Here is a 16118-nt window from a genome sequence, read left to right as displayed (position 1 = left end):
GTCGGGGGAGGGAAAGGTTATGATCTTGCGAAATCAGGAAATAAATTAAATAGGGAACAAGGATAAATAGATATATTTCCCAATCATTTGTGCAATACCAAAGTTAATTTTATCAAGGAAACTTGCCATTAACTATGCTTAATTACTACTGGAAAAAAGTATTGCACCACACTTGGGAAGAGCAAATCATTGATTTACCAAAAACAATCTTCAGGATTCTTCAATGCCAAAATTTAGCTAATTTTGGGATAATTAAGCCTGAATCAAGGTTTTTCTCACTGTCTATGTCTCCTCCCCTCACCAGCGCCTTTAAAATAGCCAGTGTCTTATTAACTGCCCTTCCCTTAACTACAAATCTTGCCCTCAAACCAGCGCAGGCACAATCAATTACACCTGCTACCGATGGCACTGGTACAGTTGTTAATCCCCAGGGCAATCGTTTTGATATTCAAGGGGGTTCTCTCTCTCAAGACGGAGCAAATCTTTTCCATAGTTTCGAGCAATTTGGACTAGATTCAGGACAAATTGTCAACTTCCTCTCTAATCCTGAAATTCGTAATATTCTGGGGCGAGTAGTTGGCGGTAACCCCTCGCTGATTAATGGTTTAGTTCAAATTACAGGGGGTAACTCTAATTTATTTTTAATCAATCCTTCTGGTATTCTTTTTGGCCCTAATGCTCAGCTTAACCTGCCTGCTGACTTTACAACAACTACGGCGACAGGTATTGGCTTTGACAATAATAATTGGTTCAATGCCATTGGCTCTAATGATTATCAAAACTTAATTGGCACACCCTCTCAGTTTGCTTTTGATTTTACTAATCCCGGCAGCATTATCAATGCAGGTAATCTGGAGGTGTTGGCAGGACAAAGTCTAACCTTACTCGGTGGCAATGTCATCAATACTGGGCAAATGACGGCAGCAGCAGGCAACGTCACGATTGCGGCTGTTCCTGGAGAGAATCTGGTGCGCCTCAGTCAGCCGGGACACTTACTGAGTTTGGAGATTGCACCGCCCAGGGACACTCAGGGGCAACTATTGGCGATTAATTCCCTGGATTTACCGACTCTCTTGACGACTGGCACTCAGCAAGGTTTAACCACAGGATTGGTGACTAATCCAGATGGTACGGTGCAACTGAAAACTTCCGGTGCAACCATACCCACCCAGGCGGGAACGGCAATTGCTGCTGGTACTCTTAATGCTTCCACAACCTTAGCCGGTTCCACTGGAGGTCAAGTAAGCATTTTAGGCGACAAAGTAGGTTTAGTTGGTGCGACAATTGACGCTTCTGGCAGTAATGGTGGGGGCAATGTGCGCCTCGGCGGAGATTACCAAGGACAAGGAACGGTGCCCAATGCCTCCCAGACGTTCGTTAGCGGCGATTCAGTAATCAAAGCCGATGCCATTACTGATGGCGATGGGGGTAGGGTGATTCTCTGGGCAGATGATGTTACAGAGTTCTCTGGCAATATCAGCGCCCATGGTGGACTCAATTCTGGTAATGGCGGTTTTGTGGAAGTATCAGGGAAACAAGACCTGATTTTTCGTGGTACAGCCGATTTAAGTGCAACTAGCGGCAATACTGGTAATTTATTGCTCGATCCCCAGAATATCACGATTGTCAGTGGTACGGGAGCAGCCGATGATGGCGAAGTGACGGGAGATGGTCAAATTCTCGCCGGAGATAGTCCTGGGGCAACTTTTACTATTTCTGAAGCTACCCTCGAAGCGTTAGGTGGTAATGCCAATGTTGTCTTAGAAGCAACGGATAATATCACCATTAATGATTTAGCTGATAACGCTTTAACCTTTCTCCAAGGTACAGGTTCTATTACCTTTACTGCTGATGCTAATGCTGATGGGGTGGGTGCTTTTACGATGAATCAAGGGGATGCAATTATTGCACCAACAAGAGCACTTACTATTACCGGAGAGAGTGTTACTGTTGGCAATATTAATACAGGATTACAGCGAATTGGGATAACCGCAATTGCCGGTGATGTCGCGATAACTGCTCAAAATAGTATCAATACTGGAGATCTTGAAACTTGGGTCAATGGGGGGAGTGGCGGTAATATTAATCTTAGTCTCACTGGTGTTGGCGGTTCAATTATTACTAATAATATCCAGTCGCAGACTTTTGATTTTGACTCCGGCGGTGATGTGATCATGGATGCCAATGGTGGTAGCATTACCACAGGTACTATTGATAGTTATGCCAACCGTAGTAATAGCCCTGATGACCAAGGTGGAGATATTAGATTACTCAATGCTAGTACAATTATTACCGAAGGCATCAACGACAATGGTCTGAGTAGTTTCAGTGCTATTGATGCTCCTGGTGGTGAAATTATCCTGGAAGCAACTGGTAGTGTTACTACGGGGAATATTAATAATAAAAATAATACTATCAGTCTTAGTGGCGCTGATGTAACCACAGGTAATCTTAGTGCAGGTAATACTGACCCCAATGACCTTACTGGCGGTCTAATTAGCCTCACTGCCACCAACAATATTACCACAGAAAATATTAATACTAAGACCAATAATGTTAGCCTTAATGGCCCGGTTAATCTTGCCAATAATGTCTTAATTAATATTGGTGGTACGGGGGGTGATATTGACTTTGGCAGTACCATTAATGGTAACGGTAATCTCTCACTAGAGGCTCTTGGCGGTAATATTACTTTCAATGATGCTGTTGCTATTCTGGGAAACCTGACAGCTAATAGTACCGGAATCACTACCTTTAGTAGCACAGTCAATGCTGCCAGTCTGTTCACTAATTTTGGTGGTACTACCCAACTCAACGGTAATGTCACCACCAGCGGTGTCTTTGGCCAAAATTATAATGACAATCTGACGGTAGTTGGTAATCTTAGCTTAACGGGTGATGAGATTAACTTTACTACTGATGTATCTGGTACTGGTGATTTAATCCTTCAGCCATTCACGACAACTCAAGCAGTTGCAGTTGGTGGCATTGATTTGGGTGAAGATGGCGACTTCACGACTCTGGATTTAACAGCTACAGACTTAGGTTTTCTACAACCTGGCTTTAACTCACTCAGCATTGGCAGAACTGATGGTAATGGTGCGCTTAGTGTTACAGGTGATGTTACTTTTAATAGTGCAATAACTTTGCGATCGCAAAATCTTGGCGTTAATGGGGCAATTCAAACTAATGGCAACCCCTTAACCTTAGAAGCTGGCAACGATTTAGCAATTAATGCCAATATTACAACTAATCAAGGTGATTTGACCCTCACTGGTGATGCCGATAATAGTGGTGAAGGTTCTCTGATTATTACTGATGCTGTTATTAATACCAACGGTGGCAATATTACAGGCAGTGGCAAAGGTAGTCTTACTTCTGCATCTGGTATAGAGGTTAATGGTGGTCAAATTAATGCCGCAGGGGGCAATATTAACCTCACGGGTACAGGTAGAGACGGCGATACATCAGGTATCGGTATTAATTTGCAAGGCGGTGCTACAGTACAAACTAACGGCACTGGAACAATTACTCTCACTGGCACCAGTGGTGTTGGTACTTCTAGTAATCAGGGTATACGAGTTGATGGTTTAGGTTCTCTAGTAAGTGCAGAAAACGGCAATATCAACCTAGTAGGTACGAGTGCGGCAAGTACTGGAGATGTTAACCACGGCATTTTTATTTCCGGCGGCGGTTTGGTGCAATCGACGGGTTCCGGATCAATTAATCTGCTTGGTACTGCTGAAGCTACCACCAACGGCGGCTTTGGCAATGAAGGTATTTCCGTAATCGGTGGCGGCACAGTCGAGGCGACTGGAACAGGAAATATTAGCTTAACGGGGATTGGCGGATTAGGTGAACAAGGATCAGATGGCAATCAGGGCATAGTTATTCTAGATGCCAATTCTAGGGTTACAGCCACCGATGGCAATATTTCCCTCAATGGTACTGGTAGGGGAAGTGGCAATAACCACTACGGCATTTGGCTGGGTAGGGATGGTGATGGTTTAGTGGAAACTACGGGTACGGGAAACATTTCCTTGGTGGGTAATAGTGAGGGAGAAAATAATAATAGTGATGGTATTTTCTTTGGCGATGGTGGTGTAGTCGCAGCCAATGGGGTGGGAGATATTAGCCTTACTGCTGATGAAATTACTCTTACTGGCAATCAAGCAGAAATTAGAGGCAATGGCATCCTTGAGTTACAGCCACTGGATCCCAATTTGGATATTACCCTCGGTGGTACTACTAATGACGCTAGCTTGAATTTGGATACCGATGAATTGAATAAATTGGCCGCTGGGTTTTCCCAAATTAATCTTGGCAATCCAGATAGTACTGGTACTATTACCCTCAATAATGATACTACTTTCAACAATCCAGTAAATATTGCTGGTGGGTCAACTCTGGTTGGACCAAACCAAAATACTACTTGGAATATTACAGGTAATAATCAAGGTAATCTCAACGGTTTAACTTTTAATAATATTGAGAAGCTTACAGGTGGCAACTCAGACGATACATTTGCTTTTAGTGATGGTGGTGCTATCAGTGGGGCAATTGCAGGCAATAGCGGTACAGACACCTTAGATTATTCTGCCTTGACTACTCCTTTGACAGTAAATTTAGAGACGCTAGAAGCGGTAGATATTGAACAAATTATTGGCACTAGCAACGCACCTAGCACTTTAATTGGCTCTAATACAGCTAATATTTGGAATATCACTGGCAGCAATAGTGGTAGTATCAATGGAGTTAATTTCACTGCCTTTTCTAACCTCGTAGGCGGCAGTTTGGAGGACACTTTTAACCTAATTAATAGTGGTAGTGTTGCTAATATTGATGGTGCGGAAGGTAATAACACTCTTGTCAGCGAAGACACCCTGAATAATTGGAATCTGACTGCCGCTAATGCTGGAACTCTCAACGATACCACCAACTTTAGCAGCATACAAAACCTCAAAGGTGGCAATTTAGATGATGCTGTTCAATTCAGCCAAGGGGCTAGCCTGAGTGGTAATCTTGAGGGGGCAGGTGGTAATCTAACTCTAATTGGAGACGAAATTGACTTTTCTGGTAATGTCTCCGGTGCAGGTAATTTGACGCTGCAACCTTTAACAGCAACACAAGACATTCAACTTGGTGCTACAGATAGCAGCAATAGCCTGTTAGATTTAACTGCCACTGAGCTCAGTTTGCTGCAAAATGGCTTTAATTCCATCACCATTGGTAGCACTGACGGCAGTGGTGAGATTACCATAGCTGGTGATCTAACTTTTAATGACCCAGTTACGATACAAGCGCCTGTCGGTAATGGTTCAATTAACACCGTAGCTGGTACGATCTTGGGGGCAGACGATGCCACACTGACCCTAGAAGCTAATCAAGATATTACCACGGGTAGTATAATTAATCCTGGCAGAAATATTAGTTTAACTAGTCGCAATGGTGCTGTTAGTGCAGGTGACCTTAACACCTCCGGTGCTAGGGGTGGTAACTTACTAATTGACGCTCAACAAGCGATCACTACTGGCGTCATTGATACTAGTGGCAGTAGTGGTGATGGCGGTAATGTCACCCTAGACCCCATCGGTGATATTCAAGTAACCTCAATTAATGCCCAGGGTGGTAGTAATGGCAGTGGTGGTACTGTGGATATCACTGCGGGTCAATTTTTCCGGGCTACAGGTACTTTTACTGACCAAAAGGGCAGAGTAGCTAGTATTTCAACTGCTGGTGGTCAAGGTGGGGGAAGCATCACAATCCGCCATGGAGGTAATGGAGAAATTCCCTTCGATGTCGGTGATGCAACTCTCAATGGCACCGAGGCAGCAATCGCTACTAATGATTTTACCATTACTCCTGTCCAATCTTTTCCCTTTACCGTAGAACAGGGCAATATTCAGATTATTAGTGTGCCGGAACCGATTAAACCCTTGGAACCGGAACCACCAATTCCGCCGATTAATCCTATTGATCTAGAACAAATACCAGAACAACCTGATCAACCACTTTTGGCTCAATTACCGCCAGTCAAGTTAGACTCCATTGTAGCAGCCGTTGAACAAAGCTACAGTGATACTTTTGAAAACCATTTAGGTATTACTAAACAGCCAATTCTTTCCTTAACAGAAATCCGTGATAGGTTGCTCGACATTGAACAAGCTACTGGTGCCAAACCTGCCGTAATCTACGGAGTTTTTGTACCCAAAAATGAAAGCTTACCCCGCTCAACATCGGCTTCAGGAAAACGAACTACTCAAGCCGATGATCAACTAGAATTAGTGTTAGTTACCTCCTCCGGTGAAGCCATTCGACACAACGTAGCAGGAGCAACCCGTGAGCAAATTCTTAAAGTAGCAGATTCATTTCGCCGCAACCTTACTAGTATTGGTTTTCCCTATCGGCGTCACTCGGAACAACTGTATCAATGGCTTGTTGCACCACTAGAGGCAGATTTACAAGCCCAAAAGATTAATAATCTCTTGTTCATTTTGGACAGTGGTTTACGTTCAGTACCTCTAGCAGCACTCCATGATGGTAAAGACTTTATTATTGAAAGATACAGTGTGGGTTTAATGCCGACCCTTTCTTTGAGCGATACCCGTTATAAAGATATCAGAGATGCTTCAGTTTTAGCAATGGGAGCTTCGCAATTTAAAGATCAAGCTCCTTTAGCCGCAGCGCCAATAGAAGTGAAGGAAATTGCTAATCAGCTCTGGCGTGGTCGGTCTTTTCTTAACGAAGATTTTACCTTAAATAATCTCCAAGAAACCAGAAAAATTCAGCCTTTTGGGATTATTCATTTGGCAACTCATGGTGAATTTAATCCAGGGAAACTGAGTAATTCTTACATCCAATTTTGGGACACCAAACTAAGACTTGATCAGCTACGCCAGTTGGGTTGGAATGACCCACCATTAGAGTTAGTTGTACTCAGTGCCTGTCGTACTGCATTAGGTGATGAAGAGGCAGAATTGGGCTTTGCAGGATTAGCAGTTTTAGCTGGGGCGAAGTCAGCGCTGGGCAGTTTGTGGAACGTCAGCGACGCCGGGACACTAGCTTTAATGACAGAATTTTATCAACAATTAAGAACTACTCCGATTAAAGCGGAAGCCCTGCGACAAGCACAGTTGTCGATGCTGCGGGGTGAGGTACAAGTCTCGGAGGGCAGGATGTTAATTGGCAATGAAAGTATTATTTTACCGCCAGAGTTGGCTCAACTGAGTCGGCGAGATTTCTCTCATCCTTACTACTGGAGTGCTTTTACAATGATTGGCAATCCTTGGTAGGGTGAGTTTGTCGGGAGATGAGGGGGACGAAGGGCAGTTTTTGACTTTAATCCCTGCTATCTAATAGCATCAGTCTAAAATTTCAGCCAAAGTTGAATGGCAAAAGCTGAGCATCGAGGTTGCAGGTACAGCGCTTTTCAGGTTAGTGAGTTGCACGGATTAGCGACTGCTTGAAGAAGTCGCTGAGCTTGCTTGGATATACTATATTTCATAAACCTGAAATATGCTGTATCTGGAAGAAACTCCAGCTCTCTATGAGAAAAAAACTGACTTTTATCCCCTTGAGTTTAGGATTAGCAACTGGGATTGTACTGTGTACTCTCAAACCATCACTGGCTGATGAGGAGCAAGTAATTGTCCCGGAAAGTGTGACTACAGGAATTGGAGAAAAACTCTCCACACTTTCGTGTCTTTTTCTCAACCTCGCGCCCTCTCTTTTCCAAGCGGAGCAAACTATTCCCCAGGAAAAGAAACCCTCTCAAGAACCTCTACAACTTCTACCGGAGATAGCATCTGTAAAAAGTTGCCAATCGAAAAATTTGGGAATGGATCAGCAGTTGTGGGGGGAATTTGGTCAGCTTGGAGACAAACAAGCGCTATTGAGGGCAATTGATCAAAGTCTGCGTTACTTGCAAACTCCCACTGCGGCGGCTGCTTACCAAAGGTATCGAGTCCCTGGAATTACCCGCGAGCGGGTTTTACGCTCTCTGGTGAGGTTCCGTCAACTGCTAGTTACCTCCGCTTCAGCAGCAGAACTTGAGGCGGCTGTTAAACGGGAGTTTGTTTTTTACCAGTCAGTTGGCAAAGAAGGCAAGGGCGATGTTTTATTTACCGCCTACTATGAACCAGTTTATGCTGCTAGTCGTGTCCCCACCCCAGAATACCGCTATCCCATCTATCGACGCCCCCCCGATTTAGACTCCTGGAGAAAACCCCACCCCACCCGCCAACAGCTAGAAGGGGATGACGGTTTGCAAGCTTCTCAGGGAAAGCTGCGGGGTTTAGAATTATTCTGGCTACGCGATCGCTTAGAGGCATATATACCTCATATCCAGGGTTCGGCTCGTCTGCGGTTAACTGACGGCACCGAAACAACGGTAAACTATGACGGGAATACAGCTTACTCCTATACCAGCCTAGGGCGATCCCTAGCAGATGACGGCAAATTGCCTTTAGAAAGTATCACCTTTCCCCTAATTCTTGAGTATTTCCATGAACATCCTGGAGACCTCAATATCTATGTACCACGGGATCGCAGCTTTGTGTTTTTCCGAGAAAATCCAGGTGGTAAAGCAACAGGTAGCATCAATGTTCCCTTAACAGCTTCCCGTTCTATTGCTACAGACAAATCTCTGATGCCACCCGGTGCTTTAGCCTTAATTCGTGCTCCCCTTCCCTTCAAAAATGCCTCTGGCGTCTTGGAAGAACATACTATCAGCCGCTATGTCCTAGACCAAGATACTGGCGGTGCCATTAAAGGCCCGGGACGGGTCGATTATTTTCTAGGAACCGGGCCTGAAGCTGGGGAACGTGCTGGGGTAACTGTCAGCCATGGGCAGCTATATTATCTACTACTTAAGGAATAAATTTGTATCTAGACTCACTACTATTGAACTTACGATACAGGCTAGTTAGTCTATTTTTTCAGAATAATTTAGCCAAATCTTCAGCTTTGTCTGCTCAAGTTTCTAGAAAGAAAGAGGTAGTTTATAGATAGAGTTAATTGATTAAGGCAACTACCTATGGACGGCGATACTAAATTCGCTTTGCTGGTGATCGGACTACCGCTTGCTGGATTGGTTTATTGTGGTTTAATGATAGCTTTGATGGCTAACTCACCGCTAGTAAGAGAACATCCTGTCGCCGGTGGTGCTTGCTTTCTGTTAATTCCTTTTGTAATCGGGGCATCTATTTGGATCAAAGCTTCTGCCAAAGCCTATAGTCAGCAAGCAGATAACTCTATCTCCAATAAGAATTAAATCCCCTAGATAGGTTGAGTTCTCTGGGGCGGCAAAATTGGATACCAACCCAGAGGAGATGTGTAGCAATGATGATTCAAATCACTTGAGTACTAAGCTATTTTTGCTGATTTATTTACTTTAGTAGCGACTAGAAAATAGCAATATTTTTTTAAGGTTAGAAATTCCCTCTTGAATTGACTCAGAAACCCGTTGCTGTTAGTAGCTATTTGAGGCTGGTAAAGTTAGCTGAATTATTGATACTTCGAGCTTAGCTAAATAAAAAAGAACACAAACAACAAACTGGCTGAACTTAGAAGCTCAATCCAGCTAACTTTACCATTAAGTACCAGACATTGATATCAATGAGTTTGGGTCTATGCCTATCTAGCTTGGCTTTTAACTCACAAAGTCGAGTTTAGCTGATTTAGGAAAACAGTTACAGTAACTTTAATAAGTCCTACTGTGAGCAGAAGCAGAGGCAGAAGTATAACCATTAAAAGAGACTGCACCAGCAGTAGCTATACCGTAGCCTCTAGAAGTTCTGAAACTCGCCTGCCGATAAACAGAACCATGGTTGATATCAACATTGACTTTGACGCCTACGCTTGAATCAACAGCAGTATCACTAGCACTGGAAACTGAAAGGGATCCCGCTGTTACTTTACTCAGTTCAAGCAACTCTTCTTCACAGAAGTTTAAGTCCCGGATCGTTATTTGGCTCATGGTATTTCTCCTTTTCAATAAAAACTTAGTAGATGCCAAAATCTGCAAGAATTTTATTCACTTTTCCTGCTTAGATTGTTTAGATAATTTAGTGACTAAATGTCTTCTTTTTGCTAGTTGCACAATGATAAAAAAAAGCAGGCAGGTAAGAGCGGCAAATTTGCTGCTAAATACTCTATCGCTCATTACCCACCCCACCAGTTTTTGATTAATTTTTACCTATCTGCTTGGCAGTCTTTGAAGTACTAGAATTCCGATTTTTCTGGCAGTCAAGGTAGTATCAGAGCTACTCTCTAAGAAGGGTGTTTTTAAGTTGCTTGGTTAGAGATTAGTCTGACAAAAAGAGCTGAAGGATTATAAGTTTTTGATAATACCCTCAGCAACTTTTAATTCCTAAATAGCCCTTAATTAATGACCGGAGCTAGCATATGAGTAAGAATCTGAGCTAGCAGCAGCAACATAACTATCTGTGTAGGCATCAGTGTTAGTATAGCTATAAGCGCTGCTGTTGCGACCAAAAGCTAACGCATCCGCAGAAGCAGAAGCAGAAGCAGTATTCCGGTTCCTACGATACCAACCGCCTTGAATTTGATTAGATTCAGAAGCTAATTCCAAGTGTTCCAAATCAGAAATAATCATCGCTTTTCTCCTGAGTTTTTTAGGTCTCCAGCGCATCTCTGAGCTGTTAGTATCAATATATAGTTGATCCCTAATTTTGTGCGGTCAAATTGACCGCTTTCTTGGCACAATGAGTAGCAAATTAAGGATTAAACATTAGCAGTTCTAGGTCACCCAAAGTTGACCAAATAAATAGCACACTTTTGCAAAATGCGAACAAAATATGTGCTATTTTTTGCAATTTTATACAGAGTAATCTTGGGAATCTAGCTTAAGAAGAATAGCAACTAAAAAAAACTGCCCTGTGTGTACCAAGAAACAAGGCAGTAATAGAACTAAGGAAAAATTTACTAACTCATTCGCGTTGGTTTCTTGTTCTCGACAATCTTCTGTAGGTGCGAGCAGGAATGTAGTCTAGAGGATTGTAACCAACGTGACGCAGGAACAAAACACAAGCCCAGGAATACTGTCCAGCAAGAATAGCGTCTAAAATCTGATCTATTTGTTCAGGATTCATCGCTGTGTCGGTTTTTTTGTCGGAAACCGAAACTTGGTAAGTCATAATGCTCACTCACTCTCTTATGTACAATCTCTGAAATGGGAATCTGAAGTATTAAAGCTTGAGACCACTCTGTTGCAGTTGCTGCAAGGGATCTAGCAAAATATCAACGATGCGGCGATGGCGGATGATAATATCAGCGCTGGCAGTCTGACCCGCTTTAAAGTCGATGGTTTGACCCTCGTCGGTAACATAGTTCCGATCCAGAGCCACTTCTACCTTATAGACGGTGCCTAGTTGTTCATCAGCTTTAGCATCCGCGGAGACAGAGGTAACTTTACCTGAGACAATGCCGTATTCCTGATAAGGGTAAGCATCTAATTTGACCTGCACAGGCATTCCTTTGTTAATGAAGCCAGCCTCGCGGTTAGGTAAACTTGCTGATAAAACCAGGGGCACACCTTCTGGAGCGATTTCAGCAACGTTTTGTCCCGGTTGTACAACTTCACCCACATTGGCGACATTGAGAGACGAAACTACCCCATCAACGGGTGCATAGAGAAAGCGCTGTTTTAGCTTTGCCTGAGCACTAGCCAGCAGGTTTTTATTTTCAGCAATTTTGGCTTCTAGCTGAGTCAGTTCTAGTTCCAGTTGTTGAATTTTTTGTTGCGTCTCCAGTTCAGTTGTTTCCTCTGCGGCTTGCTTTTGGGTTAACTCTGCCTGAAGTTGGTCTATTTCTGCTGTAGTCTGCTGCCAATCACCCTGGCTTTGAGCAATCGCTGAGTCGTACTCTCGCAGGCTTTGCTGCGCTTGAAAAATTTGCTCTTGGGCATTGGTACTCTCTTGCAGTCGGCTTTGGGTAATGGCACTCTGACTTACACGGAGACTCTGTTGAGCTTGAAACACCAGTTCTTTAGAAATTGCCCCCTTTTCTGAGAGCGGTTTGAGGGTTTCTATGCGTTGTTTATAAGCTTGTACCACCTCCTGTTGTTGCTGGAGTAGTTGTTTGGCTTGAGTCGTTAACGGCTTTAGTCCCTCTAGTCTGTCTTGACTGGCAGCTTTAGCTATCTGCTGGAGATGCAGCCGTTCTTGTATGGCACCTGCCTTGGCTTTTGCCTGAGCAATCGCCGCTTGTTGAGCTTTGGTTGCTGCCTGGGCAATTTGTTTGCGGGTTTGAGCTTCTAAACGAATGCGCTCAATTAAAGCTTTTTGTTGAACTCTTTTAGTTTGGTCTGCATTCACCAGTTGCTGTAGACGCTCGACTTCGCCTGCGGCAAGTTGTGTATCCAATTCCATCAATACTTGCCCTTTTTTGACCAATTGCCCCTCTTTGATAGAAATGCTGGCCACCTTACCCAATTCAATAGGGTCAATTTGATACACTTCTCCTTGTGGCACTAACTTTCCTTGAGCCTTACCCACCTCGTCAATCTCTCCCCAGGTTGCCCAAGCCCCAAATCCCAGACAAAAAACTAACCCCAGTAGCATTAGTTGTAGGGGTAGTGCTGCGGGAGGTTGGTCAAGCAAAGTTTGTGCAGAAGTTGACCAGTGATGTGCTTTGGTAACTTTAGCTGGTGGCGCAGGGTTTGAGTCTGTCGGGGAATCAGGGGGTATTTGCTCTACTGGCGGGAGGGCAGTGGCTGTACCTCCATAAATAACAGAGGCAGCTTGGCAGGATGCATCGTAGCAGCCACTTACAGAAATATCTTCCAATCTTAAAACAGGAGAATCAGATGAGCTAGAAGAGTTGGCTCTGCCTGAGTATCCCATTGCAGGAGTGGGTGTTATTTGTTGTTTCATAATACTGACCAAGAATTAAACAATTCTTCAGACTGCTATAGAGACACCTCGTCTGATGTCATCTGAATTTTGTGCCAGAAGATAACTTTGTCAGCGAACGATACCAATCGTTTATGGGTTTCTTTACGAAAGAATTGATGAGTTTAATGTCTTTTTCTGGGAAAAACTTTTTACCGCCGCGACAATAAACAACTTAGGCGGCTTGATACTCAAAAACTGCAGTCAAACATTACTGAACCAAGATAAATTAGCCAGACTGAGCAACAGATTGTCAGGGATTGCTACAGCTTGACTTTTAGTTAAAAAAGCGTTGTTTACTTTTTTTCAAACAGTAATTTTAATAAATTTATCATTTGAGTAGATTGCTAATATCAATTATTATTTATCGTTTGTAAAAAAAACTACTTTTTAACAAAACTTAATAAATAAAGTTGGTGAAAATGTTGGACACAAACAAAATTTTCTGAACGATTGTTTAGGTCTGACCTAAGGAGATTAGTCGCCTGAAAGGAACCCGCAAGCTTCTAGTGTTCGCCAGACAGGAGACGAGCATTCAAACTTGCTAAGATCCCAAGTATGAAGTGACTTTGGGGAATTAGAAATAAACGTAGGTCTGAGAATAGGCAGTCTAGTTAATTTCACTAAGCTGCTCTTATACTTAACTCTCAGTAGAGGACTTGATTGCCAATTAATTATGTTTTAGTAAATTAACTCATCGTAAGTCAAGTACCAATCTCGCTAGTTGACTCAATCTTCATCAAATCTTTAATAAGAAGCCCAAAAAGTCGAGGTTAACCCCCTAATTTTCACGCTAATTTCACAAACGATACAGAGTTTCAGTACTAGCCCAAGTAAACTTAGCTTCAGCTTCATTGGCTTTTAATCTCAGTAAACCCCCCAACCTCCGACAACACATATAGGGGTCTACCCTTAATTTCTTCATAAATCCGCCCCACATACTCGCCCAGAATACCAATACTCACTAGCTGCACAGCACCGAGAAAAAAGATGGCAATCAGAATCGTGGCAAAGCCAGTTAAAGGCGAACTGGGGGCAAACAGACGCCAATAGAGAACCAACACCGCCATCAACACCGCTACCGCAGCAGCCAATAGGCCAACATAAGTGGAAATGCGCAAGGGCACCCTGGAGAAAGAAACTAGACCATTTGCCGCCAAAGCCAGGGATTTACCCAAGGTGTACTTTACTTCACCAGCAAAACGAGGGTCGCGCTCATAGAGAATAGAAGTTTGTCGCCATCCTACCCAAGAACGCAGTCCCCGAATATAGCGGTTACGTTCTGGCATCCGATTGAGGATATCGACTACCCGTCGATCCATCAAACAAAAGTCACCTGTATCCAGAGGAATCTCCACATCCGCCAGTTGCCGCAGCAGACGATAAAATATGTAAGCAGGCAAGCGTTTTAGCCAGCTTTCCCGATGGCGTCTGGTGCGCTGAGCATAAACAAGTTGATACCCCTGTTGCCATTTTTCTACTAACTTAGGGATTAACTCTGGTGGGTCTTGTAAGTCGGCATCAAGAACAATAATTGCTTGACCGCGCACAAAATTGAGACCAGCGGTAACAGCAATCTGATGGCCGAAGTTACGGGAGAGACTAAGATAGCAAACCCGCGAGTCTTGCTGATGGAGTTCTCGCAGCAGCCACAAAGAGCGATCGCGGCTACCATCATTGACTAAAATTAATTCTGCTTCCCCTAACTTGTCGATCACCGCCTTTAAACGCCGATACAGTTCCGGGATATTAGTTTCCTCGTTATACACAGGAATCACCAGAGAATACTTCGGGTTCATCGGTTATTTTTCATTAGTCTTCTTGAGGTGTTGTTTTTATTTTTCCTGAAGTTGGGTAGTAACCATCCCCTAATCCCTGACCCATTATCGGCCTAACTTGTTGGGAATATCCTTACAACCACCGGGAATGGTTCTTCTCGATTTCTCACCACACCAGTAACAGCAATAGCGATGTTGTTCTTCATCCATCCGCTGTACGCCAGTAAAATTAGCGTTTTCTACCACAGCACCAGTTTGAGCACCAGTTTCGTAGTTGGGGGGTTTAGTGCGGCTGCGGGGAGTGGCAGTTTCCAGTGATCCATAAAAAAAGCGGGCTTCCCTCAAGTCAGCACCGGCTAGGTTGGCTTCGTATAAAATAGTTCGAGATAAATTGGTTTTCCCCAAGTTACAGCGTCTGAGATTAGCTTTTACCATATTCGCCTCGCTCAGTTCTGCCCAACGCAGATCAGTACCACCGAGATCTGCCCCAGCCAGCATAAAATGTAAGTCAATTACACGCACTCCCATCAAGCGGTCTTCTTGGTAACCCCCTTCTCCATCTAACATGGGGCGTCCTAAATGGCGATCGCGTTTCAGGGGCGTTAGTAAATGAGACTGGGATAAAAACCGCAACACCTTGGCTTTACCAATGGGATCCACACTGCTAAGAATCGCCGCAGTACGCCCTTCAGAAAAAGCCCTCTCCTGAGGCCAATCTTCTAACAAACCCTGATCGTCTAAAGCCAAGTCAGAAACACCCTGAAAGTAAGCATCAATAGTTTGCTGTTGGGTGATCAAGTTTTGCTGAATGGTCAAGTCTTTAGAAATTACATACTGTCGCCAAGCAATATAAACAGCCAAGACAGCAATCATAATTTGCCCTAGAGCACCCACCCATTCTGCCCAGGATCCAAACTCATCCCATTTAGCCTGGTTTAACCAATCGCCTAGGTTTTTGTAAACACCAAAGTATTTCAACAAACCAGCAGTTGCTACCAGTGCTCCGATAAAAGCGAATAATTGCTCCCGGTGTTGCGAGGGCAAAAAATTATTAAGCCATTTTTGCAGTGGGGGCCAAATTATCGGCAAAGATACCAACAGTGCTGCTAATGCCCCCAAAACCCCAATCCAGAAATTATCAATTGCTAATCCTACTGCCATAATGGCAAGCGTGGTCAGGATCGCGGGGGCAACTGGTAGTCTGTTAGTGATTAGCGCGTCATTAACGCTGATCTTGGGAAAATCCGATGTAGGTAGGGCAGATAAGTGGTGTTCTGCCGTATTTTCCGCCACTGACTGTGGAGACTGACTATTAAGCGAGTGCTGGTTGTTAGCACCATTGAGACTTTCTGGCGGTGTACTAGACTGGGTTGGTTCAGGCTTGTTGGTCATCTTTTTCCAGGTGAAGTAGGCAAATGGGTTAGGATAC

General features: G+C 43.8%; 9 protein-coding genes. 3 read left to right on the top strand and 6 right to left on the bottom strand.

The annotated features are described in order from the left end of the window. Positions 1-284: 284 nt before the first annotated feature. The 3 genes from ACT7WV_RS08100 to ACT7WV_RS08090 all read left to right on the top strand — a co-directional run bounded on the left by ACT7WV_RS08100 (position 285) and on the right by ACT7WV_RS08090 (position 9271). Positions 285-7292 carry a CHAT domain-containing protein gene (locus ACT7WV_RS08100; RefSeq protein ID WP_445102415.1) on the top strand — a complete coding sequence of 2336 codons (7008 nt, stop codon included), beginning with the start codon at positions 285-287 and terminating at the stop codon, positions 7290-7292. A 254-nt stretch (positions 7293-7546) separates the two neighbouring features. Continuing rightward, complete coding sequence (gene mltA / locus ACT7WV_RS08095) at positions 7547-8878, top strand: murein transglycosylase A (RefSeq protein ID WP_445102414.1); 1332 nt, start codon at positions 7547-7549, stop codon at positions 8876-8878. A gap of 156 nt (positions 8879-9034) precedes the next feature. Beyond that, positions 9035-9271, top strand: coding sequence for a hypothetical protein (locus ACT7WV_RS08090; protein ID WP_445102413.1), 237 nt, complete (start codon positions 9035-9037; stop codon positions 9269-9271). A 429-nt stretch (positions 9272-9700) separates the two neighbouring features. On the opposite strand, the gene ACT7WV_RS08085 is transcribed toward ACT7WV_RS08090, so the two are convergent. From ACT7WV_RS08085 to ACT7WV_RS08060, 6 genes are all read right to left on the bottom strand, one after another. Then, positions 9701-9976 carry a hypothetical protein gene (locus ACT7WV_RS08085; RefSeq protein ID WP_445102412.1) on the bottom strand — a complete coding sequence of 92 codons (276 nt, stop codon included), beginning with the start codon at positions 9974-9976 and terminating at the stop codon, positions 9701-9703. A gap of 408 nt (positions 9977-10384) precedes the next feature. Beyond that, positions 10385-10615 carry a hypothetical protein gene (locus ACT7WV_RS08080; RefSeq protein ID WP_445102411.1) on the bottom strand — a complete coding sequence of 77 codons (231 nt, stop codon included), beginning with the start codon at positions 10613-10615 and terminating at the stop codon, positions 10385-10387. A 334-nt stretch (positions 10616-10949) separates the two neighbouring features. Then, positions 10950-11156, bottom strand: a complete 207-nt coding sequence (locus tag ACT7WV_RS08075; protein ID WP_445102410.1) for a HetP family heterocyst commitment protein — start codon at positions 11154-11156, stop codon at positions 10950-10952. Between the two features lie 51 nt (positions 11157-11207). Beyond that, entirely contained in the window at positions 11208-12893 is a 1686-nt protein-coding gene (locus tag ACT7WV_RS08070; protein ID WP_445102409.1) for an HlyD family efflux transporter periplasmic adaptor subunit, read from the bottom strand. An 869-nt stretch (positions 12894-13762) separates the two neighbouring features. After that, on the bottom strand, positions 13763-14710 hold the full coding sequence (locus ACT7WV_RS08065; RefSeq protein ID WP_445102408.1) for a glycosyltransferase family 2 protein: 948 nt from the start codon (positions 14708-14710) through the stop codon (positions 13763-13765). Positions 14711-14794: 84 nt separating this feature from the next. Continuing rightward, the gene (locus ACT7WV_RS08060; RefSeq protein WP_445102407.1) at positions 14795-16081 is read right to left on the bottom strand and encodes a pentapeptide repeat-containing protein; all 1287 of its coding nucleotides are present in this window, start codon (positions 16079-16081) and stop codon (positions 14795-14797) included. Between the last annotated feature and the right edge of the window lie 37 nt (positions 16082-16118).

This window comes from Symploca atlantica LB2515 (assembly GCF_052546295.1).
This window is presented reverse-complemented; position numbering and strand designations above follow the sequence as displayed.

Bases quoted from the DNA above. Each gene is read 5' to 3' on its own strand.
- ACT7WV_RS08090 (WP_445102413.1), top strand. From the start codon at position 9,035: ATGGACGGCGATACTAAATTCGCTTTGCTGGTGATCGGACTACCGCTT.
- ACT7WV_RS08085 (WP_445102412.1), bottom strand. From the start codon at position 9,976: ATGAGCCAAATAACGATCCGGGACTTAAACTTCTGTGAAGAAGAGTTG.
- ACT7WV_RS08100 (WP_445102415.1), top strand. From the start codon at position 285: ATGTCTCCTCCCCTCACCAGCGCCTTTAAAATAGCCAGTGTCTTATTA.
- mltA (WP_445102414.1), top strand. From the start codon at position 7,547: ATGAGAAAAAAACTGACTTTTATCCCCTTGAGTTTAGGATTAGCAACT.
- ACT7WV_RS08080 (WP_445102411.1), bottom strand. From the start codon at position 10,615: ATGATTATTTCTGATTTGGAACACTTGGAATTAGCTTCTGAATCTAAT.
- ACT7WV_RS08065 (WP_445102408.1), bottom strand. From the start codon at position 14,710: ATGAACCCGAAGTATTCTCTGGTGATTCCTGTGTATAACGAGGAAACT.
- ACT7WV_RS08070 (WP_445102409.1), bottom strand. From the start codon at position 12,893: ATGAAACAACAAATAACACCCACTCCTGCAATGGGATACTCAGGCAGA.
- ACT7WV_RS08060 (WP_445102407.1), bottom strand. From the start codon at position 16,081: ATGACCAACAAGCCTGAACCAACCCAGTCTAGTACACCGCCAGAAAGT.
- ACT7WV_RS08075 (WP_445102410.1), bottom strand. From the start codon at position 11,156: ATGACTTACCAAGTTTCGGTTTCCGACAAAAAAACCGACACAGCGATG.